Source organism: Alteromonas sp. KUL150 (assembly GCF_009811475.1).
GTDB lineage: Bacteria > Pseudomonadota > Gammaproteobacteria > Enterobacterales > Alteromonadaceae > Alteromonas > Alteromonas gracilis.
Genome location: NZ_BLIJ01000047.1, coordinates 21854 through 45436, shown reverse-complemented (window position 1 = coordinate 45436; position 23583 = coordinate 21854). Strand labels below are relative to the sequence as shown.

The window sequence follows — 23583 nt, the reverse complement described above, 5'->3', positions numbered from 1 at the left end:
CCTTAGTGAGGCAAAAAGCTACACATATAATGCAGTAGCGCCCAGCTAAACGGGGAATTAACGTGACAACGATTGTATCTGTACGACGTGGGAATCAAGTGGTAATGGCCGGTGACGGACAGGTATCACTGGGCAACACCGTGATGAAAGGTAATGCGCGCAAGGTGCGCCGTTTATACCACGACAAAATTTTAGCGGGCTTTGCGGGTGGTACAGCCGACGCATTTACGCTATTTGAGCGCTTTGAGGCTAAGCTTGAAGCCCACCAAGGCCATTTAACCAAAGCGGCGGTAGAGCTTGCCAAAGATTGGCGGACTGATAGGGCGCTGCGCAAGTTAGAAGCCTTGCTTGCCGTAGCAGATGAAACTGCATCATTTATTATTACCGGTAACGGCGATGTCGTGCAGCCAGAACAAGATCTTATTGCGATTGGCTCTGGTGGTAACTACGCGCAAGCTGCGGCTACGGCACTACTTGAAAACACTGAACTGAGCGCCAAAGAAATTGCTGAAAAGGCGCTGACCATTGCTGGCGATATTTGCGTATTCACTAATCATAGCCAAACGGTTGATGTACTGGATTACTAAGTAATAGCGTAACGCTGTTATCAGCTCGCTGCCACAGCTTTGAAACTGGTAAAGCGAGTACTTGTTAGATAAGGGTTTATTCATGTCTGAAATGACACCAAGAGAAATTGTTCACGAGTTAGACCGTCATATTATCGGTCAGCAAGATGCCAAGCGCGCAGTGTCTATTGCACTTCGAAACCGCTGGCGTCGTATGCAGCTTGAACCAGAGCTGCGTCAAGAAGTCACGCCAAAAAACATTTTAATGATTGGTCCTACGGGGGTAGGTAAAACTGAGATTGCTCGCCGTTTAGCAAAGCTAGCAAACGCGCCTTTTATCAAAGTTGAAGCAACAAAGTTCACTGAAGTGGGCTATGTAGGTAAAGAAGTTGAAACCATCATTCGTGATCTTGCCGACATCGCGGTAAAGATGACGAAAGAAAACGAAATGAAAAAGGTGAAATTCCGTGCAGAAGAAGCTGCGGAAGAGCGAATTTTAGATGTTTTATTGCCTCCACCAGAAGATGCGTGGGGCAATAAAGAAAACGTTGAAGATCGCGGTACACGTCAGGCATTTCGCAAGAAGCTTCGTCAGGGCGACCTAGACGACAAAGAAATTGAAATCGATGTGGCACTTCCGCAGGTGGGCGTAGAAATTATGGCGCCTCCAGGCATGGAGGAAATGACCAACCAGCTTCAAGGCATGTTCCAAAACTTGTCCGGTTCGCAGAAGAAAAAGAAGAAGCTGAAAATTAAGGAAGCTTTCAAGCTGCTTATTGAGGAAGAGGCGGCGCGCCTTGTCAACCAAGAAGACTTGAAAGAAAAGGCCATTGAGTCGGTAGAGCAGCATGGCATTGTGTTTATCGACGAAATTGACAAAATTTGTAAGCGCGAAGGTAACTCGTCTGCAGACGTATCTCGCGAAGGCGTTCAGCGTGACTTACTCCCACTTGTGGAAGGTTCAACGGTATCAACTAAGCACGGCATGGTGAAAACTGACCATATCTTGTTTATTACCTCGGGCGCTTTCCAAATGAGCAAGCCGTCAGATCTTATTCCTGAACTTCAGGGCCGTTTGCCTATTCGCGTTGAGCTTTCTGCCCTTAAAGTCGGTGACTTTAAACGCATTCTTACTGAGCCAAATGCGTCGTTAACGCACCAGTACATTGCGCTAATGAAAACCGAAGGGGTTGATATCAGCTTCGATGATTCGGGTATTCAGCGTATTGCCGAAGCAGCGTGGCAGGTGAATGAGCGCACTGAAAATATTGGTGCCCGCCGTTTGCACACGGTGCTTGAACGCCTTATGGAAGACATCTCGTTTGACGCTTCTGAAAAGAGCGGTGAGTCATTCGTGATTGATGCAGATTACGTTAACAGCCACCTAGAAACCTTGGTGGATAACGAAGACCTGTCGCGCTTTATTTTGTAATGCAGTTTTGAGCTCGCAAACAGCTCAGCTAAAAAGCCTATCGGGTGTAACATGACCCAGTGAGCTTTTGAAAATAGAGTATTTAAGCCCAGAAATATGCTCTGGGCTTTTTATTTTTCATTTAAAAATCTTGTCTTCATATTGCTATATAACATTTTAATGTTGCCCTCCTGCAAAATTTTTCGGCATACCAACTTCTATAAGCCTCAATTGAAAACGACCTGGCGTGTAAAACCTCTTGTTAAATTTTTGTTGATCAGACTTTACATAAATAGTATAACCTAAAAAGACAACGTTGTTTATTTGAAATTACACCACTTCAACAATCAAGGCGCGATATGAAAAATTACACATTGCATCCATTAACACGTCAGCTAAGGACGGCTATAAAGCCTACTCCACTTTTACTGATGCTAATGGCAACGTCGTTACAAGCTCAAGAGGCTGGGTCTGATGATTCGGAATTGCCAGAGGAAGTAGAAGTAATAGAGATTTCTTACGGTTATAGCGCCGTCGAGAAGAAAGATTTAACTGGGGCAATAGCCACAGTGGACATCGAAGACGTGATTGATTTGCCTGCCGGCAACATTATGCAAAATCTTCAGGGAAGAGTACCTGGTTTACAAATCACCACCACAGGTAATCCAAGTTCGACAGCAACCGTGAGGATCCGCGGTCAGGGACTAGGACCTCTTGGCAACAATGACCCGCTTTACATTATCGATGGAATTCCAACAAAGTCTGGTCTACACGAAATTAATAGCAACGATATTGCCGATGTACAGGTGTTACGTGATGCGGCCGCTGCAAGTATTTATGGGGCTCGCTCTGGAAACGGTGTAATTGTTGTGACCACAAAGAAAGGTCACGATGGCCTGGACTTTAACTTCCGATACAACCAGAGTATTGAAGATTATGACTATGACCTACAGCCACTCAACACGTTAGAGCGTGGTGCCGTAGTGTGGCAGGCGGCAGTCAATGACGGGTCAAACCCTAATTCAGCGAGCCCGCTTTATACATTTGACTGGAATCAAAATTTTCAAAATCCCGAATTATATTCGGTCATTCTGCCTACCTTTACTGATCCAGAAGGTGTTCAACGCCCCGCCGATACTAGATGGTTTGATGAAGTTACAAGAACCTCTAAAGTCTCTGATGTGAATTTCTCGGTGGCAGGCGGCAATGACGTTTCCAAGTTCTATACATCACTGGGCTATTTTGAGGCCGAGGGTATCGTAGATGGTTCCAAGTTCGAGCGATTAGCTTTCAGAGTCAATTCTGAACATGTCGTTGTTGAAGATAAATTAAAAGTCGGTCAGACATTTTTGATCACTGATCAGCAAGCTAACCTTATCAATGACCTAGCGGGCCAGATACTAGGACTATCAATTGAGCAGCAGTCAATCGTTCCCGTTTACAACGATGTAGGAGGCTGGGGTGGGCCGGTGCCTGGAATTACTGACAGAGACAATCCGGTTCGAATAATCGAGCAAAATCGTGATAACGGTCATACCTACAATAAACTCATGGCGAACTTTTTTGTTGAGTACACACCGATTGAAAACTTAACGCTTAGGGGAAATGTAGGGGTTGATTACAGTCAGTTTTATTTTAGAAATTTCACTCGTGCGTTTACCGCTGGCTCACTAAGCGGTGCAGACAGATTAACGGTTGAAGACAACTGGAATCAAAGCATCATTACTGGCGCTACAGCCACTTACAAACTCGTACTTGATGACCTGCACAAGTTCAATTTCTTAGCCGGGGTTGAGCAAATTAATTATGAGCGTGAATTATCTCGCGGCATTGGGTCAGGCTTCGCTTCGGATGACCGTTCTTTCGCTTATCTGTCACAGGCTACGTCGGATGTAAGAGTAGAAGGCGAAGGAGACAACTGGTCTCTCGATTCTCAGTTCGCACGCGTGGACTACAACTATGACAACCGTTACTTGTCCTCATTCACCATTCGCCGAGATGGGTCGTCTAGATTTGGTGATGCTAATGAGTATGGTAATTTTCCAGCAGCGTCATTGGGCTGGGTTGTCAGCAACGAAGACTTTTTCGATATTGATTTTATCGACACCTTAAAGTTCAGGGGAAGCTGGGGGGAAACCGGTAATCAGGAAATTCCTACTGATGCGACGGTTACAACCTATATACCCCGTTATGCGACCCAGTCACTTTTCACAAACCAGCAAGATGAGGGCACGGCATACGACATTACCGGCGCAAATGGCGGCACATTACCATCCGGCTTTGTTCGGGCGCAAACTGGCAACTCTGATCTGAAATGGGAAACATCAACCCAGGTTAACTTCGGCTTAGATTTCGAATTGTTTGAGAGAACGGTCTATGGAAGCGTAGATTGGTTTAAAAAAGAAACCCGCGACATTCTTACTCTCACTCAACCAATTGCAACGCTTGGCGAAGGGGCACAAAAGTGGGTCAATGGCGGCACCATTGAAAATGCTGGTGTTGAATTGGTGCTTGGATATGAAAAGTGGATAGATACAGGCTTGCTGGAAGACGAGTTGCTTGTAGATATCAACTTCAATATATCTTCTGCTGAAAACACCGTTACAGCCTTGCCTGAAGATGTCGTGAATTCCTTTGGGGGAAATGGACAAGATAAAACAATCTTGGGGCGTTCAATTAACTCAGTTTATGGGTATGTAGCAGATGGTATATTCCAAAATCAAGACGAAGTGAATGAACATGCTACACAATCGGGCGCAGCGCCGGGTCGAATCCGTTGGCAAGATTTAGATGGTAATGGCGTTATTGATGAGAACGACCAAGACTTCTTTGCAGACACGGATCCAGATTTTATCTATGGAATGAACTTCACGTTTAAATATAGAGACTGGGACTTCAACATGTTCTGGCAGGGAGTTAAAGGAGGACAGATAAGGAACAACTGGCGACTATTCACCGATTTTACTTCCTTAAACATTGGCTCAAATTATGGTGCACGAACGCTTGATGCCTGGACTCCTCAAAATACAGACAGCGATGTCCCTGCTCTTACCCTGATTGATAACAATGGGGAGGGCCGTCAGTCTAGCTTTTTCTGGGAGGAAGGCACTTACCTGAAACTTCGCAATATCAGCGTTGGCTACACGCCTACATTAGATTTCATCGAACGCTTAGGCCTTAACGATGCTCGCATTTATTTGCAGGCTCAGAATCTTTTGACTATCACGCCTGATGGCACATTGAGTGAAGATCCTGAAACTCCTAATGAAGTTTTTCCTGTACCCCGCCGCGTTACTCTCGGGCTGGAATTCTCTTTTTAAGCTAACAGGATAATGGATAAAGACACATGAATTATATAAGCAAACTTTTGACAACAAGCTTGATTGCGCTTTCAGTCGTATCTTGCGGAGGAAGCGATGAATTGGACAGTGAACCACAAGCAGTGCTCACTGAAGACCAGGTAGCAACGACTGAGAATATAGATGCTTTGGTTATCGCCACGTACTCCTATCTTGGCAATGATCACTATACAGCACCTAATTATCTGTGGCCGACAGGCAACCTGCGTGCTGGTGATGCGCACAAAGGTGGAAACGGTCCTTCGGATATCTTCGCCTACCACGCACTTTCAATGTACGAGCCCTTAGTGCCGGATATGGAGTCATTCCCACCTGATTTGATCGATCTCAATAACAAGAAATGGACCCGTAACTATACCGGTATTTCGAGAGCTAACGCAGCACTTAAGGTTATTGCAGAGACGCCTTCTGGTGAATTACCAGGTGCCGATGAAAAAGCGGCAGAGTTACGTTTTTTAAGAGCTATCTTTTATTTCGATTTGAAAATCCATCACAAGCATATCCCTTGGATTGATGAAACAATGACTCAAGAGGAAGTATTAGCGACGACGAACCGTGATCTCACAGACCAGCAGTTATGGGACAAGATCGCAGCAGATTTTCGTTTTGCCGCGAACAGCCTGCCAGATGTTCAGCAGGATGTCGGCCGGGCGTCCGCACTGTCAGCCAAAGCCTATTTAGCTAAAACCCTTTTGTATCAGGCGTACGAGCAAGACGAATTGCACAATGTGGTGAGTATCAATCAGCAGAAACTCGAAGAAGTAGTCAGCTTGGTGGATAGTATTGAAGCCAGTGGACAGTATGGTCTTTACGACGATTATGCAGAGAATTTTCTTATCGAATTTGAGAATGGAAAGGAGTCTGTATTTGCTATTCAGCGTTCATTGAATGATGGCAGTCCTGACGGAAGAGGTTCGTGGTCTAGCGCGTTGAATGCGCCAATGTCAGGCGGTTTTGGTTGCTGTGGTTTCCACGTTCCAACAGAAAACTTCGTTAACGCGTTTAAGACCGATAACTCGGGTCTGCCCCGCTTCAACACATTCAATGACAGTGTGTATAACGTAAATAATGACCATGTTGACCCTCGGCTCGACCATACAGTGGCGATGGAAGGCAAGCCATTTAAGTACGACCCTAACCTTATTCATGGTGGCGACAGCTGGGCACGGGCACCAGGTATCTATGGCAATTACACTGGAATGAAAGACTTAGAACACCCTGAGTGTGACTGCCGGGGTGAGAACGGTCCTTTTCCGATATTCTCTCTCAATACCGTATTAGTACGCTATGCCGATGTATTGTTGTGGAAAGCAGAAGCGCTGATAGAGCTTGACCGCTGGGAAGAAGCAACCCCGATTATCAATCGTCTTAGAGAGCGGGCCGCAGCCAGCACGGCGAGATTAAACGATGCGAGCTTATACCGTATTGGCACTTACGACACATTTTCCAGCAAAGCAGAAGCAAGGCAGGCACTGCGCTGGGAAAGGCGCGTTGAGTTAGGGCTAGAAGGTCATCGATTTTTCGATTTGGTTCGCTGGGGCGTAGCTAAAGAGACCATTGATGAATACCTCACTACCGAGCGCGGCAGAAAGCCCTACTTGGAAGACGCTGCATTTACAAAAAATAAGCATGAATACCTCCCAATCCCTAATCAGCAGATTAATTTGAGTGGCGGAATTTATATACAGAATCCGGGCTATTAAGCCCGGTATTCCTAAAGTGGTTAAGAGGTAAAAATATACATCATGAACAAAATAGTTTACTGGTCACTCACTGTTGCAATAGCCGGATTTTTATTTGGCTTCGACACCGCAGTGATATCTGGAGCAGACCAATCCATTCAAGCACTTTGGGACACTACGCCCCTTTTCCATGGGTTGTTCGTCATGTCTTCTGCACTGTGGGGAACGGTGATTGGCGCGTTAATGGGGAACTGGCCCTGCGATAGGCTTGGGCGCAAAAAGACGTTAGTCCTTATTGGCATCCTCTATTTACTCTCTGCTATAGGTTCAGCACTCGCTCAGGATCCGTATACCTTTGCCATTCTTCGGTTTATCGGAGGCTTAGGAGTAGGGGTATCTTCAATCGCTGTACCCGCTTACATTTCTGAAATTGCACCAGCCAAAATCAGGGGGCGGCTAGTCGCAACCTACCAATTTCAAATAGTATTTGGGATCCTCATCGCTTTTCTTTCAAATTATTTGCTCTCGGGCGTTATTGTTGATGACTGGCGAGTGATGCTAGGAGTTGAAGCCGTGCCAGCATTGATCTACTTCCTAATGGTACTGAAAGCACCGGAGAGTCCTCGCTGGTTGTTGCTGCATCGCGATGACGAAGCCCGTGCTCGAGAGGTCTTTTTATCGCTACAGAGTGAAGGTGTCGAACAAACTATCAGCGCGATAAAAGCTGATAAGGCAGGGCGTAAAAGAGAGTCTTTATTTAAACCTGAGTTTCGACTTCCGGTGATGCTTGCCTTTTTACTTGCTGCATTTAACCAACTATCAGGTATTAACTTTATCATCTATTACGCACCACGCGTGTTTGATATGGCGGGTTTAGATGGCAGCACCGCATTGCTTTCCACAGCGGGTGTCGGATTAGTCAATCTTGTATTTACGATGGTTGGATTAAGCCTGATAGATAGGCTTGGGCGAAAATCATTAATGTACATTGGCTCTATCGGTTACATCCTGTCTTTAGCAACCGTTTCATGGGCTTTCAATAGCCAGGTTAGCGGCACCATTGTGGTTGGCGCAGTGTTCGTATTCATCGCGTCTCATGCGGTTGGGCAGGGCGCCGTTATCTGGGTTTTTATTGCAGAAATTTTCCCCAATTCCGTGCGCTCTAAAGGACAGTCATTGGGAAGCGGTACACATTGGGTTTTTGCTGCGCTGATCGCGCTTTTAATGCCTCAGGTATTAGCCGCCTTTTCTGCCAGCCAGGTCTTCGCGTTCTTCACATTTGCTATGTTCTTACAGCTTATTTTTGTTCGATTCATGATGCCAGAAACGAAAGGGAAAACGCTTGAGGATGTGTCTGCAGCGTTATCAAAATAGAGGCATTTTAAATATGAAAACACTATTAGGTCTTATTATTTCTTCAGCTCTTGTTGGATGTTCCATGAATCAAATTAGTCCACTTCCCGAGGACTCGACTCTTATGGTCGAGGCCGCTCGCAACGAAGCTTTTCGTCCCCAGATCCATTTCTCACCGAAAGAAAAGTGGATGAATGATCCCAACGGTATGTTTTATCTCGATGGCGAGTATCATCTATTCTTTCAGCATAATCCCGATGCCTCCATCTGGGGTCCTATGCATTGGGGGCACGCTGTGAGTAAGGACCTCATGCATTGGGAGGAGTTACCAATAGCGCTTTACCCTGATGAGCTTGGCACCATTTTCTCTGGAAGTGCAGTCGTCGATGTCGAGAACACCAGTGGCTTGGGAAGCAAAGCTAATCCCCCTATTGTAGCGTTGTATACCTATCACAATGCGTCAATGGAGAAACAGGGAAGAATTGACTTTCAAACCCAAGCGCTTGCTTACAGTTTAGATAAGGGGAGAACATGGGAAAAGTATTCTAATAACCCTGTTATTGACAACCCGGGCATAAAAGATTTTCGCGACCCGAAGGTCATGTGGCATGAACCGTCAGGAAAGTGGGTGATGGTGCTAGCACAAAAAGATCATATTGGTTTTTACAGTTCAGATAACCTGATTGACTGGTCGTTAGAAAGCACATTTGGTGAAGATATAGGCAGCCATGGCGGTGTGTGGGAGTGCCCGGAACTGCTGCTATTGCCTGTCGAAGGAACTGATGAATCTAGATATGTATTGTTGGTAAGTATATCGCCAGGCGGCCCAAATGGAGGCTCGGCAACCCAATACTTTGTTGGTGATTTTGACGGCAAAAAATTCGTATTAGATGCTAAGTGGCAAAGCGAGCTCTCACCTACTGTGGCTAATTTTCCAAAAGGCACGGTTTTCGATAATTTTGAAGATGGAGCTGACAAGTGGACGCAAGAAGGGAATGCCTTTGCTGATGCACCCACTATGGGGGGACATGCCAACCAGCCGCCCCCCTCTGGTTACTCTGGTGATTATCTTGTAAACAGTTTTGCAGATGAAGATCGTGCGCAAGGAACACTGACGTCGGAAACGTTCACCATCTTTGAACCTTATATCAACTTTAAAATTGGTGGCGGCCATCATCCAGACCGGGTTGGCGTTCAACTCGTGGTGGAAGGCAATATAGTAAAATCTGAAACAGGCCTTAACCGAGAAATGCTCCATTATGCGAGCTGGGATGTTAGTCAGTGGCAAGGTAAATCTGCATTTTTGAGAATTATCGATAACGAGTCCGAAAGCTGGGGACACACTTACATTGACGATATTGTGTTTGCGAGCGAGCCTGCAACAAATCGAATAGAGCCCGCTATTTGGCTGGATCACGGTACAGACAATTATGCAGGGGTAACTTTTTTTAAATCGCCAGAAAGCGATGAAGCACGTCATATCTTCATGGGCTGGATGAGCAATTGGTTATACGCTAATGATGTACCAACGGAAATGTGGCGTAGTGCGATGACATTGCCTCGCACGCTGCATCTCGTTAAAACTAGCAAAGGACTTCGTGTCCGTAGTCAGTTGGTAGACGAAGTGGATAAATTGGTTGAAGCTTCTACTGAGTCGTCACTGCTGGTGGCAGGAAAAGCAATGAGCCTCTCTTCTCTAGATAACACTGGCAGGGAATCGGCGCTTCGCTATTCTTTTGAAGTTCAGGGAAATTCGCCTTCACCCCTTTTGATTCGACTTGAAAACCAAAGCGGTGAATTTGTTGATATTGAAATAGATCATCAACAATCGAAGGTGTTACTAAACCGAAGTAATTCTGGAGAAACATCATTTAGTGAGCATTTTGGAAAAGTGCAGAAGGCAGAGTTAGCAACAACAAGCGACTCCTACAACGTTACAATAATTGTCGACCGGTCATCATTGGAACTATTCATTAACGATGGCACTACCACAATGACAGCACTGGTATTTCCTAAGTCTGTTTACGAAACGCTGCGAGTAGGACCTGATAGTCAATCATTGCATCAAGTATCTATTGAGCGCTTAGGCTCTGTGTGGTCTTCTAATTAGGTAAAACGCCTAGGGAATTATTATGAAGTGGCAGTCAAACTCAGCATACTGGTCATCCGCGTTAACGTTTTTTGCGTTTTTCCTGACCTGGTCGTTTTGCTATTCGCTCTTTCCGTTATGGCTAAACCAAACCCTTGGGTTAACCGGAAGGGAGACGGGCGTCGTCTTTGCGATCAATGCAATGGCTGCCTTATTCATAATGCCAGTTTATGGTGTGCTGCAGGACAAGTTGGGAACCGGCAAGCAGCTATTGTTTATGTTAGGTATCCTCATGGCTGGTGTGGGTCCTTTCTTTATCTTTGTCTATCAGCCGTTGCTCGCGTCTTTCTTTTATCTTGGTGCTGTAGTGGGCGCTGTGTATAGTGCGTTATCGTTTGGTGCCGCGGTTGGAACGCTTGAAGCGTTTATTGAAAGGCTTGGTCGGCAACATAATGTTGAGTTTGGTAAAGCCCGATTATGGGGGTCGCTAGGCTGGGCAAGCGCGACGTTCATTGCTGGAGGTCTTTTTAATGTTGACCCCAGGCTGAATTTTGCGCTAGCAAGCATCAGTGGACTGGCGTTTGTCATCTGTCTATTCTGGTTGCCTAAATCTGCGAGCACGGCGTCGTCTTCAAACAGTAACGTCAATTTAAGAGACGTATGGGCGCTCTTTGGGCAGAAGAAGTTTTGGCGCTTGAGTGTGTATGTGATGGGCGTATCCTGCCTGTATCAAATATACGATCAGCAATTCCCTATTTATTTTGCATCGTTATTTGCCTCGCCAGAGGAAGGAAACAGGTTCTACGGTTTTTTGAACTCACTCCAAGTATTCGTTGAAGCAGGGATGATGTTTGTTGCTCCTTATATTGTCAATCGAATAGGTCCAAAACAGGGTTTGCTGTTAAGTGGGGCCATCATGGCCATTCGAATGTTGGCTTCTGGTCTGGTTGCAGACCCTGTGTCCATTTCACTGGTAAAATTGCTACATGCATTAGAGCTTCCGATCTTATTAGTCGCGATTTTCAAGTACATTGTAGCGAATTTTGACGCAAGGTTATCGGCGACGATTTACCTCGGTAGCTTTCACGTATTCACTCAGGTAGTGACAACCCTTCTCTCATCGCCAGTTGGGGAGCTATACGACACACTGGGATTCGCAGATGCTTACTTGCTCCTTGGCAGTGCGGTCACGATTAACCTTGTCGTTTCTTTTTGGCTTCTGGAAAATGCTAAGCCTGAAACGTTAGTAACGGTTAAAACGACTGACGGCTGACAAGAGAAAAACGCGCGGTTTCGCGCGTCTTGTCTGTTCTTTCTGTAAGCAGGTAATTAAATGCCCACTTACCCATTTCGTAATGAGGAAGTGCCATGGTTGTTAGCCCTGGTTGTAAAAGAGAAGGGATGATATCCCAGTCATCGAAGCTGCCTATTCCAATGTCTTTACCAACCTGAAGGCCAAGAGATTGAACCACAAAGTAGACTTCCACGGCCATTGGGTCCTGACCACAGAGAATTGCGTCAGGTTTAAAATCTTTAATTAATTCCGCTGCGCGCTGACGGGTAATAGAGCGTTCTTCACCCTCGTTACCAATAATAACGGATTCGATTACAAGATTGTCTGAGCTTTGTTTGGCGTCAGCAAACGCCTGCTCAACCCCTTTTTTACGAAGCTTGGCAGCAATAATATTTTCGTTTAGGTTCAAAAAAGCAATACGCTTGTAGCCTTTGCTCAGCATGTTCGCTGTAATTTCCCGCGCGGCTTCTTGTTCGTCGGGTACAATAGAGGGAAATTTACCATCGCTGTCGTAGCAATTAGCTAGCACGGTGGGAACTTCTGAAAACTGAGACGGTAGCCGAACTTCTCGATGGTACATCGCCGCATAAATAATGCCTTCTGCTCGGTGCTCAAAAAGATGGTTTACGGCCCCTTCAACACTGTACTTATTCACGTTTACGTTGAGTACCATCAGCTCTTTATTGTGCTGCCAGGCAAGATCCTGTGCCCCCCTAATAAGATCAAAAGTGTAAGGTACTCTTAGTAGCTCATCTGCAATAAAGCCTACAACGCCAGATTTCTTACGACGGGTCATTTGTGCTGCGCGATTGGGACGATATCCGAGTTCTTCGATTGCCTTAAGCACCTTCTCCCTATTCTTGGGTTTAACTGTAGGGTCGTTATTCACTACCCTAGAAACAGTTTTGAATGCGACGCCTGCATGTGCAGCTACGTCTTTAATCGTCACCATAGCAGATTATTCCCAAAAAATTTGTCATCAATATCAATGTGCTAACGCTTATCACTTTTATCACACTTTTGAATAAACTGGTAATAGCCGAGACGATTTTTATCAACCTCATAAAAATGTAAAAAAAATGTTGAGTTAATGTGCAGCTGACATTAATATCGTAAAGACAACGTTGTTTATTTGTATGGAAACCCAAAAAGAATGTCAAAGAACAGCCGTACGAATTTGACATAACCAATTAAAAGTAAACGGACATAGCCTTACAGGGGGCTATGGAGGAAAACCATGAAAATATTAAAACCCACTAACAGAGGGTGGAAATTATCAGGACTCATTTTAGTGGTAAGTGCATCTCTTTCAGCATGCTCCGATAGTGATACTGATAAAAATGAGGTTGAGGCAGAGCTAATTATTTTACAGGAAGGGCAGAGCCCCTCTGATGTCATTGGCGGTGGGAATCCTCCCGAAGAGCAAGAGCCTGATGAAGATATCGTTATCACAGACAACCCAGAGACTTCCGGTCAACCTCTTTTTAACAACCCCGAAAATAGTCAACAGGTGCTCTCGGGCTTTGAATTCTGTTGTGGCCAGTATAATACATACGCTGAACACGGATTTGAAACCGTGACCGGCGACTTCGACAAATTAGACGGAGGCTGGTGGGGAGCCGATGTCGCAGGCGTGATCGGAGAACGGGTTTTCTCAAGCTTTGGCGATGGATTCGATAGTAGTGACGAGGCACTGGGTTGGATAGGATTTAGTGCAGTCGGCACGATGGATAGTCCATCCTTTGAAATATCCGAACGATTTATAAACTTTCTTGTTGGTGGTGGCGCAAATGGTGTGTCTGAATCTAACACCACGGCGGTAGCGCTGGTTGTTGATGACGAAATAGTGTTACAGGCTAGCGGTGACGATACAGCTATGAGTATGAGATGGGTCAGCTGGGATGTGACCGATTATCTTGGTATGACCGCGAAAATTCGTTTTATCGATCACCACCCAGATGATAAATCTGACACTGCTTTACCTTATTTATTGGCTGATGAGTTTCGTATCTCAGATGAAGCGGCCGCCCTTCCAGAAGCAAGCAGTCAGTTGTTAACGTCGGTAAATATTTCTGTCGAACCAGAGGTGGAGGGAGTCTCTGCATTTAGACGTGTTTCAGATCCTGGCCAGAATATCGCTGGGTTCGAGTTCTGCTGTGGTCAATTTAACACCTACGCAAATCACGATTTCTTGGCTACGGGCGACATGGACAAGCTTGATGGTGGCTGGTGGGCTGCTGATATTGTCAACCATCAGGGCGAGCGAATCTTTTCCAGCCGCGGAGATGGTTTTTCAGCAGACGGCACCGGACTTGGCTGGATTGGCGATGAAGCTACCGGCACGTTAAGCACGCCTCCTTTTGAAATCAGCCATAAATTTTTAAACTTTTTAGTAGGTGGCGGTACCAACGACTTTCGCACTGATAACGCAACGGCAGTGGTGTTACGAGTTAATGGCAAAATCGTGCGTCAGGGCGTAGGAAATGGACTAGAGTCGCAGCTTGACTGGTACACGTGGGATGTGAGTGCACTGCAAGGGCAGACCGCTGTACTGGAGATTATTGACCAGCACGAAGGAGAAGATGATGGAAGTCTCGCCTTCATCATGCTCGATGAGGTCAGGCTTGCCGATTTTGCGGCAGTAGAGCCAAACAAACTCGATTTGGTGAGTATGCCAGAAGGTCATGATGTGTCTTTACCTTTGGTAATGGCCGACCCAAATCCGTATTTCCGTGATGGTGAATTCTACATTTATTATTTAATAGACACCGCATTTCATGATTGGTATCTCACTAAAACGAGCGACCTTCAGCAGGCTAGCTTTCCCCAGCGGGTGCTTGAAGCTACTGGAGATACCAATACGCAAGACCAGTGGACGGGCTCAGGCAGTGTTGTAGAAGATGCAGAGGGTCAGACGCATATTTTCTTTACGGGCCATAATGCTGACTTCAATCCAGTGGAAGCAACAATGCATGCCGTGGCGACAGACAACACGCTTACAAACTTTACTAAAATCCCAGAGGATACCTTTACGGGAAGTAATGGATATAGCGATTTTGACTTCCGTGACCCCAAAGTATTCTGGAATGAGGAAACCAATAACTACTGGATGCTTATTACCACGCGCTTTGAAGGGCAAGCGGCAATTGGCTTGTATACTTCTGACAATCTTGTAACTTGGGCAGCGCAAGCCCCCCTGTTTATGATGAATACGCCACTTAACCTTGAAGTGCCGGATTGGATTGATTTTGGCGACAATCAGTTCATGGTGTTTTCAGATCAGAATGACGGCGAAAGGGATATCAAGTATTTGCATCAGACGAGTGCTGGGTGGGAGCTGGCAAACTATGCGTCGCTTGATGGCAAGTTTTATTATGCTGGCCGCACAGCATCTTCAGAAGAAGCGACGCTTATGTTCGGCTGGATACCTCATAAAATTACCAGAACTAATGCCGATGTGGGAACGTTTGGCGGCGACTTGGCGATTCATCAATTACATCAAACCTCTTCTGGTGAGTTAGGTGTGATGATTCCGCACTCTTACAAAACGGAGTTTGCACAGCCTATCTCTACCGATATACAGCAACAGGAGGGCTCGGTATCAGGTGTTGCTCCGATTTCATTGATGTCATCCTCTGCTTTTACGTTGGACACATTGGGCGAAAAAAATCGCCTGTCGATGACGGTAAGAAGTGAAGCATCAGGCGGTAGATTTGGACTTTACTTCCCCTCTCAAGGAGAAGGTGAGCAGGTGGCCAGACTTGAATTTGACACCAACAGCAATAAAGCATCATTTTATTTTGGTGACACACCTCCAACGGGTGGTGCGAGCGTAACTCCTACTCCAGCCATTGAAGGTGAGTCGCTTTTCGTCAGAGCAGAGGATCCTGAACAAAATATAGCGGGGTTTGAATTTTGCTGCGGACAGCACGGGACATTGTCTGGGCATGAATTCACAAACGTCACTGGCGATTTCGTGAAGCTGGATGGCGGCTGGTGGGGCGGTGATGTCGCTAACAACGTGGGTGAAAGGGTATTTTCAAGCTTTGGTGACGGTTTTGAGGAAGACGGAACTGCCCTTGGCTGGATTGGCTTTGGGGCAACCGGAAGCGCAGACTCCCCGTCTTTTGAAATTACCAAACCCTACATAAACTTCTTAATTGGCGGTGGTTCCAACCCGTTTGACAGCGCTAATGCAACCGCCGTTGTCTTGTTGGTAAACGGAGAAGTAGTGCGTAGCCAGTCAGGTGTTGATGCTGAAAAAACGGCGGATGATAAGTTTCGAATGGAATGGGCAACCTGGGATGTCAGTGATCTTATAGGACAGACCGCCGTTATCAGATTGATAGATCAACATTCAGATGACGGTACAGATACAGCGCTACCTTATCTTTTGGCCGACCAGTTTAGAGCTGCTGATTTACCTGCGGTCAGTGACGGTGAAGAAGTAAGTTCCGGAAGTCTAGATGCGCAAGTCGCAGTACCTATGGACCTTACCTCTAACGTTAAACTTGATGTGTGGTTAGACCCAGAAGCAGGGCTTGGAACGGTTTACATCAACGATTTCAGGGCGCTCAGCTTCAGACTATACGACCTTGGTCAAAGGCCGATAGGGGTTTATACACGAGAGCACAATATTTCAATAGTTGATCTTCAGAGATTCACAAAGAATCCGTAAATATAAGCCATGAGCAGATCACAGAGATGTGGTCTGCTACATTGATGAGGAGCTCATCTTAACTTTGTATCTGACAAAAGTTCTATAAGCCTGCTCGTAATATCCAAGCCAGTATCGTTTTCTACTTTCAAAAAATAAGGGCTGGGGTTGGCTTCTAAAAAAAAGTACTTTCCTTTCGCACTTTTGCGCCAGTCTATCGCGCACCAGTGCATACCTAATGCTTTGCATATTTTGACAGCTAACTGCTGAATGTCGTTGGGGATTATGGTCACCGATACACTGGCATTATCGTCGTTCCTGTAATCTAATTCACTAGAGTCAATTTGTACGCTGAGCACGTCATTGCCCAGCACATAGCTTCGTATATTTACGCCGGCAATGTATTTTTGAAAGGTAACAGGGCGTTCACTGAGTAAGGTGTTAAGTAAGGGCCGCATATTGGGTTGTTTATTCACGAATTGTGCAGTTCTTCCGCCGCGCACAGGCTTATAGATAACCTCGCGCATATTATTGCAAAACTGCGTGGCGACTTCAGGCGCATTGCCTACAAAGGTGTAGGGAATATGTGCACCTAGTTTGCCAGCAATACGCGATTGATAAGGTTTGCACTGGTGGCTTCGGACAGCGTCGATAGGGTTGACCCACTTAATGTCAGCATAACTGAACCAGCAAAGCAAAGTGCTGGCGCGCTCCTGCTCGGTCCAGCCGTAATGCTCAGCCGCGCGAGCGCGTTTATCTTGTACTTTGCCATCTAAAGTTGCATCTTTGACCCCCTTGTCTGGTAACTCGCCCGGCAGGTATTCATGCCAGTAGGCAGCCTTGGTATTTGAAAAGGTCACTCTAGGCTGGTCACATAGCGACGATGAACTGAAATGAATTAATCCGTCATCAAAATCGGGGTCGTAACTGATGGTCCAGGTCGTGCCAAAATAACGTGTATTGGCAATATAAAAAGGTATATCACGTTGACGTAAGGCCTGTGCGATATGCTGAATTTGGGGGTCTTGTTCACTTCCTAATAATGCGACGTGCATCCGTGCTCCTTGCTCGAGGAAAACTTTAAATTACGGGTAATAAAAACAACACATGCATGCACATACCGCTGAAGGCATACATATGTTGTTAAAGCATGCTAAGTGGGATTAAGACAATATATCCGGAAGTTCGCCGCCGCCCTCTCCAATAGCCAATGTGATATATACAGGCTCTTTAGGTTCGGGAACGATCGCTGGTGGGTTTTCAATCAATCGTGCCCGCAAGCCTCCGGATACCTCAAAAAGTTGGGCTTCTGCAAGTTGCACAGGGTGACCGGCTGTAGGTTGTTTATGACTTAGTTGATGTTGATGGTTTTTCATAGTGTACGCTCCTTGTAGTGGCGTGTTGAGTAACAAGACAATGTCACTTAAAGTGACGTTGCCTCTTGGTAAAGCGTTCTAAAGCACCCTGCAATGAGCGCAGAACGATTTGATATATTGAGCTTTTTATAAATATTGGCGCAGTGAAACTTTACTGTCCTTTCACTGATGAATAACTCTGAGGCGATGACTTTGTTAGAGCAGCCTTCCATAATTTTGTGTGCAACTTGTAACTCCCGTTTAGATAAGCAATCAATTGGGATCACGCTGCCATAGGCGGTAATACCACTTGCATCTATCTGCAAACGTTCAGCGGCTGTCATCAACACCGCAGGTTCTCTTATTTCATGGTCTTTCATTAGATTTCTCCGTGTTTACCTGATATTGCGCTCCAGATACTTCTGCGGGAGAGCAGGGATATAAGATGCCGTCTGCCAGACGATAAACTTTGTCTGCCATGGCGATAGACTGTGGACGATGAGCCACAATGATTCGTGTCATATTTAAAGATTTGAGGTGATGATTGATTTGCGCTTCGTTAGCCATGTCCAAATGGCTACTAGCTTCATCTAAAAACAGTATGTCAGGGTTCTGATAAAGGGCTCTGGCAAGAAGCAGTCGCTGCTTTTGGCCGCCGCTTAAACTGCTACCCATATCGCCCACGAGTGAGTGATATTGCATGGGCATTTTCATAATTTCTTCGTGTATGCAGGCAAGGTGTGCAGCATGAACCATTTTCTTAAAGTCAGCCGCTTGCTCAAAACAGCAGATGTTTTGTGCAATTGTACCGCTTAAGCAAGTGTCTTCTTGTAACACCGAAGCGATGACTGGGCGTTTGACGTTAGCAAAATTCACGCTACCTTCTGATAAAGGATACAGCCCCATTAAACACTTTAAGAGCGTACTTTTTCCGCAGCCGCTATCGCCAATAATGGCAACGATGTCGCCACATTCGACTAAAAGGTTGATATGCCTGAATACCCATTCATTCGACGCGCTATAGCGATACCCTAACGAGTTGGCATTAAGCGCTATGGTGTTAGATGGTGTGCTTGATGAGAGCGCATGGGTATAACTAAACGAACTAATAGTATTTGCCGCCAGAGTATTTGGCTTTGCCTGAGCAGGTGTTAACAAGATATCGCTGAGACGAGTAAAGTGAACGCCGAGCATATTTAGCTCAATCACTTTATTGACTACGCCGTCCAGCGCATTCACGAAGCGGGTTTTATAAGCTATAAACGCGAGCAACATCCCGATTGAAAGCGTATTTTCCATTACCAGGCTTGCACCAACATACACAACCACTAGGTTCTCAGCGCCAAATAAAAGCTGATTTGAGAGTGTGCTGCCGATATTAATTTTGCCAAGGGTAATATCTTTATTTAACGTTGCTACTAGCTTGTTCTGCCAGTGTCCGTGGCGCTGCACTTCTTGTCCGTAGACCCGAATAGGCAGTATAGCCCTAACGCTTTCCATAAAATGACTTTGCTCTGATGCGGCCAGCGCAATACGTTCCGTGGTAAGTCGCTTAATTAGCGGCATTAGCCCTAGCCGAATACATAAATACACCAACATAATAGCGACGACGACAAGGGTAAGTTTTATCGAGTACAGCATCATTACGGCTAACGTGACCAGGGCCATGAGCCCATCTAGCAATGCGGTAACTACGCCAGTCGTTAAGAATTCTCTGATATTTGCTAGCGAGCCAAAACGTGAGACTACATCACCGATATGGCGCTTATCGAAATAATCTAGGGGAAGTGAAAGTAAGTGCTTAAATACCGACGCCGACATTTGAAGCTGAAGGCGAGAAGACACCGATAAAATAACCAGTTTTCGAACGCCGCTTGTAAAAGTTTCAATAATTAGAAGAAGAGCAAACCCAATAGCAAGGGCCTTTAACAGCGCTTCGTTGTTGTAAATCAGTACATCATCGACCACCGTTTGCATGTAATAAGGCGCGGCTAATGCAAATAGCTGCAACACAATGGATAGGGCGAATAAGGTGATCAGATTGCGCTTGAACCCTGTGGTGCGCGTAAAAAATTGAGAAAGCCCTAGGCGCGGCGAAGACGTTTTAGGTGAAAACGTGTCTGTAGGTGATACTTCAAGCGCAATACCTGTTATGCATTTGGATGCGTCATCAAATGTGAGCTTCCTCTCTCCGAGTGCTGGGTCATGAATAGTAATCACGTCACCTTTTACTTTGGTGAGTACAACGAAGTGATTCATATTCCAATGCAATATGGCGGGACAGGCTAGCTGCGCTAGGTGTTCCATTTCAATTTTAATGGCTCGGCTTTGAAACCCTAAGTCGCTTGCAACTCCCATAACATCCTTTAACGTACTGCCTCTAAGTGACACAGACATGGTGTGTCGCAGTGCGTTGAGATCTCGCTTATCGCCGTAATATTGAGTAATCATGGCCATACAAGCTAGTCCACACTCAGCCGCCTCGCTCTGCAAAATAACGGGAACGCGTCGCTTTGTGTGAAGCGAGGTTGAGACGAGATTCATGATAACGCTAGTCATCCTTAAAGCTTCCCTTTAATGCTATAAATCGGTTCCATCAACCACTCCATCAAGGTGCGTTGACTGAGATGCACATCAGCAGAGAAGGTCATACCGGCTTTAAGCGAAATGTTGTTACCGTAAGCCAATATTTCGTTAGCGCTTATCTTCGCAGTGACCAGATACGCAGGTTCGTTTATTGATATCGGTACATCGATAAGTTCGCCTGGCAGGATCAGGGAGGGCGAGATATTAGTAATTTCTCCCGTCTGCACGCCAAACTTTTGATAGGGAAATGCATCGTAGCGAATGTGTAGGGCCTGGCCTTCACGCAAAAAGCCCGCTGAACGCACCGGTACCGCGATACGCGCCTGGATATCGGAGTTGACAGGAAGTAAAGTCAGCAAAGGGCGCGCGTTGTCAACGGTGTAACCTTTCTTTGCACGCAGGCCAGACACTTGCCCGCTGCGAGGCGCATAAATGGTTTCCTCAGCACTGCTCTTATGACTTACAATCTGCTGCTGAAGATCGCTCAGCGCGTTTTCCAAATTCGCCATCTCATTGGCCTGGCGCTTAGGTAGCGTTGCGATTTCATGCTGTAGCTTTGTAATGTTGGTCTGTTCTATACGTTTGTCTTTTTTAGCCAGCGTCATCTGTTGTTCTGCTGTCAAGCGCTGAAGCGTTTGGTTTTCAAAATCGGCACGGCTGATATGCCCTTTATTTAAGAGAGACTGTGCTGTTTCCCATTGATGAAACGCCATGTTCCAATGGGCCTCAGAAAGTGCAACGATAGCGTCTAAGTCATCTAATGTGCGCTTTGCCTGAGCTAACTGGTCGCTCAAAGTTTTAGCTTGAGCAAGATGAAGTGCCTGCAGGCGAGAAATATTTTCTAACGTTCGCTCATGTTTAGCTTCAAGTTCTCTAAGCAGTTGGATGCTCACGGGATTACCTGATGCATCACTATTACTGTAATCAATCGTGATTAACGGTGTGCCTGCCTCTACCTGATCACCATCTTGAACTAGCACATCAATCACTTTGCCACGACGAGTATCAGAATAGAGCTTAAATACACCGTGGCTAGGCTCCAGCCATCCATTAACCGAGGCCTTTCGGGCATAACTACCCATGTTCAGGTAAAAGATCACCGCAACTATCCAGACAATGAGTAGAAGGGCAATAGCCGAAAAGACAGGTTTAGGTGTCATTAAAAAATTACCGTCGAGTGTGTTTGCTTGTTCATCCACGGCTTCCTTTCTAAATAGTCCTGTTCTCATCGTCTATCCTTGTACTGAGGGTCTGGTTGATTGTTGCTGATGGTTAATACGTTCTTTTTGTGTCCCGCATAGAAAGGTATCTGGCTGCCGCTTCCTTACCGGCTATTCATCCGTGGCATCGCAATCCGTGATGCCTCCTTTGTTGTGCTACCAGATACCTAGTGGTCATCGTTACTGCGGTGACGGTGTTCACTTTAGATGGGCGGCTAAGTTAATGAATTTTATGAGAGGTCTATATTTTTAGAGCGCAAGGTTTATAAAGGTTTGGCCTATTTTTAAATGTGTTTGGCTCGATTTTAAAGGTTGATATGACGCAAAGAATTAGCAAACGAATAAAAAGAAGTCATAGATCTGTATAAAGAATGTGCTATAAAAAACAATGGAATATGAAAATAACACGGTAAGAATAAATAGAAGGAAGTCTCATGTTTGTGCCAAGCATACTTTTGAAACAACTTTACACACGCGCAAGTCTGACCAAGACGGATAAAGGCCTCTCTTTTTCTCTAAAAAACAGATTAAAAGACGCAACCATCAAAGAGGTAAAATGGATATCCCTTGATGGCGAAAAAATTCCCGAAGAAAAAATTTCGCTTCAACTTACCCCTGATTCTTGCATTTCAGTAGACGCATTGAACAAATCAGGCGGAGAACCCTTTGATTTGCGTCAAACTATAACCGTGCATTTAGACATCGACGAAGCACCTTGTCCGGAAAAGCGAAAGCTAGGCATTTGTTTTTCTGCATCCCCATTCGGAAAGCTCAAATTTGAGGTGGAAGATAATATAACGGCACCAGGACAACGCAGTGCGTTTATTCCTCGAGACGACATGGATGACTACGGTGAGAGCATTATAAAAACACGCCAAGAGTATTTCGAAAGTGCGACGGGAAAGAAAATTGACCATGTAGGTCAGTATTCCATCGACCCACAGGCACTCAAAGGAAATATTGAGCACTTTATCGGCGTTGCTCAAGTTCCTATTGGTATTGCAGGGCCTTTAAAAATAAACGGCGAACATGCGCAAGGAGAGTTTGTCGTGCCGCTGGCAACTACCGAGGGTACATTGGTAGCATCGTATAATCGCGGTATGAAATTGCTCAATATGAGCGGCGGCGTAACGGCTACGGTAGTAGATGATGCTATGCAGCGAGCGCCAGTATTCATTTTTGAAAATGCCCGAGGTGCTAGAGACTTTGTTAAGTGGATAAAAAAGAATTTCGAGAAGATAAAGGAAGAAGCTGAAGCAACATCAAGTATTGCAAATCTTACCTATATCGATCACTTCCTTTCTAATAAGTTCGCCTTTTTGCGCTTTAACTTTAAGACGGGTGATGCAGCGGGGCAGAACATGGTTGGCCGCGCTACTTTCGCTGCCTGCGGGTGGATCTTGGATCACTACGAAGGGATAGAGAACTTTTATCTTGAATCCAATTTCGCCACTGATAAGAAAGCATCACAGATCAACATCATGCGCACTCGCGGTAAGCGCGTTACCGCCGAAGCAACAATTAAGCGTGAACATTTGTTAGAGGTGATGCGTGTAGAGCCTAAACAGATTGACTACCACGGCCGAGTTGCTGGTGTAGGTTCATTCTTGTCTGGTGTGAATAATACCGGTCTTCATTCGCCGAACGGTATTACTGCTATGTTCATTGCCACAGGGCAGGACGTGGCAAACGTGTCTGAATCGTCGGCAGCAATAATGTATTCCGAGTTAACTGAAGACGGAGACTTGTACGTCTCTATCACAATACCTTCTCTTATAGTGGCCACCTATGGCGGCGGTACAGGTATCGGTACGCAGCGCGAGTGTTTAGAGCTTCTCGATTGTTACGGTCGTGACCGCGTGTATAAATTTGCGGAAATTGTGGCCTCGGTTGTGCTAGCTGGGGAGATATCGTTGGCATCAGCAATAAGCTCATCAGACTGGGTATCGTCTCACGAACAGTACGGGCGAAATAGATAGACGGTGAGTTAGGTTGTCCTTCATCGGCCAAT

The 23583-nt window shown here is 45.8% G+C and carries 15 protein-coding genes; 9 read left to right on the top strand and 6 right to left on the bottom strand.

Annotation, left to right across the window (positions count from 1 at the left end; translation table 11 throughout):
- Positions 1-62 precede the first annotated feature (62 nt).
- The 7 genes from hslV (at position 63) to GVO62_RS11275 (ending at position 11733) form a co-directional block, all read left to right on the top strand.
- Complete coding sequence (hslV, locus tag GVO62_RS11305) at positions 63-587, top strand: ATP-dependent protease subunit HslV (RefSeq protein ID WP_014950969.1); 525 nt, start codon at positions 63-65, stop codon at positions 585-587.
- 82 nt (positions 588-669) lie between these two features.
- Entirely contained in the window at positions 670-1998 is a 1329-nt protein-coding gene (gene hslU / locus GVO62_RS11300) for an HslU--HslV peptidase ATPase subunit (protein WP_159119338.1), read from the top strand.
- Positions 1999-2336: 338 nt separating this feature from the next.
- Positions 2337-5297, top strand: coding sequence for a SusC/RagA family TonB-linked outer membrane protein (locus tag GVO62_RS11295; RefSeq protein WP_159119337.1), 2961 nt, complete (start codon positions 2337-2339; stop codon positions 5295-5297).
- A 26-nt stretch (positions 5298-5323) separates the two neighbouring features.
- Positions 5324-7039, top strand: coding sequence for a RagB/SusD family nutrient uptake outer membrane protein (locus GVO62_RS11290; RefSeq protein WP_159119336.1), 1716 nt, complete (start codon positions 5324-5326; stop codon positions 7037-7039).
- 42 nt (positions 7040-7081) lie between these two features.
- Complete coding sequence (locus GVO62_RS11285) at positions 7082-8392, top strand: sugar porter family MFS transporter (RefSeq protein ID WP_159119335.1); 1311 nt, start codon at positions 7082-7084, stop codon at positions 8390-8392.
- 13 nt (positions 8393-8405) lie between these two features.
- Positions 8406-10481, top strand: coding sequence for a glycoside hydrolase family 32 protein (locus GVO62_RS19610; RefSeq protein WP_308469240.1), 2076 nt, complete (start codon positions 8406-8408; stop codon positions 10479-10481).
- 22 nt (positions 10482-10503) lie between these two features.
- Entirely contained in the window at positions 10504-11733 is a 1230-nt protein-coding gene (locus GVO62_RS11275) for an oligosaccharide MFS transporter (RefSeq protein ID WP_159119334.1), read from the top strand.
- On the opposite strand, the gene GVO62_RS11270 is transcribed toward GVO62_RS11275, so the two are convergent.
- On the bottom strand, positions 11714-12706 hold the full coding sequence (locus tag GVO62_RS11270) for a LacI family DNA-binding transcriptional regulator (protein WP_159119333.1): 993 nt from the start codon (positions 12704-12706) through the stop codon (positions 11714-11716). The genes GVO62_RS11275 and GVO62_RS11270 overlap by 20 nt on opposite strands.
- A 285-nt stretch (positions 12707-12991) precedes the next feature.
- Between GVO62_RS11270 and GVO62_RS11265 the strand changes: the two genes are divergently transcribed.
- The gene (locus tag GVO62_RS11265; RefSeq protein ID WP_159119332.1) at positions 12992-16432 is read left to right on the top strand and encodes a hypothetical protein; all 3441 of its coding nucleotides are present in this window, start codon (positions 12992-12994) and stop codon (positions 16430-16432) included.
- Positions 16433-16485: 53 nt separating this feature from the next.
- Here GVO62_RS11265 and GVO62_RS11260 read toward each other — a convergent pair whose 3' ends face one another.
- The 5 genes from GVO62_RS11260 to GVO62_RS11240 all read right to left on the bottom strand — a co-directional run bounded on the left by GVO62_RS11260 (position 16486) and on the right by GVO62_RS11240 (position 21581).
- The gene (locus GVO62_RS11260) at positions 16486-17466 is read right to left on the bottom strand and encodes an ATP-grasp domain-containing protein (RefSeq protein ID WP_159119331.1); all 981 of its coding nucleotides are present in this window, start codon (positions 17464-17466) and stop codon (positions 16486-16488) included.
- Between the two features lie 108 nt (positions 17467-17574).
- Positions 17575-17787: a hypothetical protein gene (locus GVO62_RS11255; protein WP_159119330.1), complete on the bottom strand. Its 213-nt coding sequence runs from the start codon at positions 17785-17787 to the stop codon at positions 17575-17577.
- A 47-nt stretch (positions 17788-17834) separates the two neighbouring features.
- Positions 17835-18146, bottom strand: coding sequence for a helix-turn-helix domain-containing protein (locus GVO62_RS11250; RefSeq protein WP_105932204.1), 312 nt, complete (start codon positions 18144-18146; stop codon positions 17835-17837).
- A complete protein-coding gene (locus GVO62_RS11245) occupies positions 18133-20325 on the bottom strand; it encodes a peptidase domain-containing ABC transporter (protein ID WP_236547137.1) in 2193 nt (730 codons plus the stop codon). Before GVO62_RS11245 ends, GVO62_RS11250 begins: the two co-directional genes overlap by 14 nt.
- 2 nt (positions 20326-20327) lie before the next feature.
- Positions 20328-21581 (bottom strand): HlyD family secretion protein, encoded by a 1254-nt coding sequence (locus GVO62_RS11240; protein WP_159119329.1) that lies wholly within the window; start codon positions 21579-21581, stop codon positions 20328-20330.
- Between the two features lie 425 nt (positions 21582-22006).
- Between GVO62_RS11240 and GVO62_RS11235 the strand changes: the two genes are divergently transcribed.
- Entirely contained in the window at positions 22007-23551 is a 1545-nt protein-coding gene (locus tag GVO62_RS11235) for a hydroxymethylglutaryl-CoA reductase (protein WP_159119328.1), read from the top strand.
- The last annotated feature ends 32 nt before the right edge of the window (positions 23552-23583 follow it).

Bases quoted from the DNA above. Each gene is read 5' to 3' on its own strand.
- hslU (WP_159119338.1), top strand. From the start codon at position 670: ATGTCTGAAATGACACCAAGAGAAATTGTTCACGAGTTAGACCGTCAT.
- GVO62_RS11295 (WP_159119337.1), top strand. From the start codon at position 2,337: ATGAAAAATTACACATTGCATCCATTAACACGTCAGCTAAGGACGGCT.
- GVO62_RS11290 (WP_159119336.1), top strand. From the start codon at position 5,324: ATGAATTATATAAGCAAACTTTTGACAACAAGCTTGATTGCGCTTTCA.
- GVO62_RS11285 (WP_159119335.1), top strand. From the start codon at position 7,082: ATGAACAAAATAGTTTACTGGTCACTCACTGTTGCAATAGCCGGATTT.
- GVO62_RS19610 (WP_308469240.1), top strand. From the start codon at position 8,406: ATGAAAACACTATTAGGTCTTATTATTTCTTCAGCTCTTGTTGGATGT.
- GVO62_RS11275 (WP_159119334.1), top strand. From the start codon at position 10,504: ATGAAGTGGCAGTCAAACTCAGCATACTGGTCATCCGCGTTAACGTTT.
- GVO62_RS11270 (WP_159119333.1), bottom strand. From the start codon at position 12,706: ATGGTGACGATTAAAGACGTAGCTGCACATGCAGGCGTCGCATTCAAA.
- GVO62_RS11265 (WP_159119332.1), top strand. From the start codon at position 12,992: ATGAAAATATTAAAACCCACTAACAGAGGGTGGAAATTATCAGGACTC.
- GVO62_RS11260 (WP_159119331.1), bottom strand. From the start codon at position 17,466: ATGCACGTCGCATTATTAGGAAGTGAACAAGACCCCCAAATTCAGCAT.
- GVO62_RS11255 (WP_159119330.1), bottom strand. From the start codon at position 17,787: ATGAAAAACCATCAACATCAACTAAGTCATAAACAACCTACAGCCGGT.
- GVO62_RS11250 (WP_105932204.1), bottom strand. From the start codon at position 18,146: ATGAAAGACCATGAAATAAGAGAACCTGCGGTGTTGATGACAGCCGCT.
- GVO62_RS11245 (WP_236547137.1), bottom strand. From the start codon at position 20,325: ATGACTAGCGTTATCATGAATCTCGTCTCAACCTCGCTTCACACAAAG.
- GVO62_RS11240 (WP_159119329.1), bottom strand. From the start codon at position 21,581: ATGAGAACAGGACTATTTAGAAAGGAAGCCGTGGATGAACAAGCAAAC.
- GVO62_RS11235 (WP_159119328.1), top strand. From the start codon at position 22,007: ATGTTTGTGCCAAGCATACTTTTGAAACAACTTTACACACGCGCAAGT.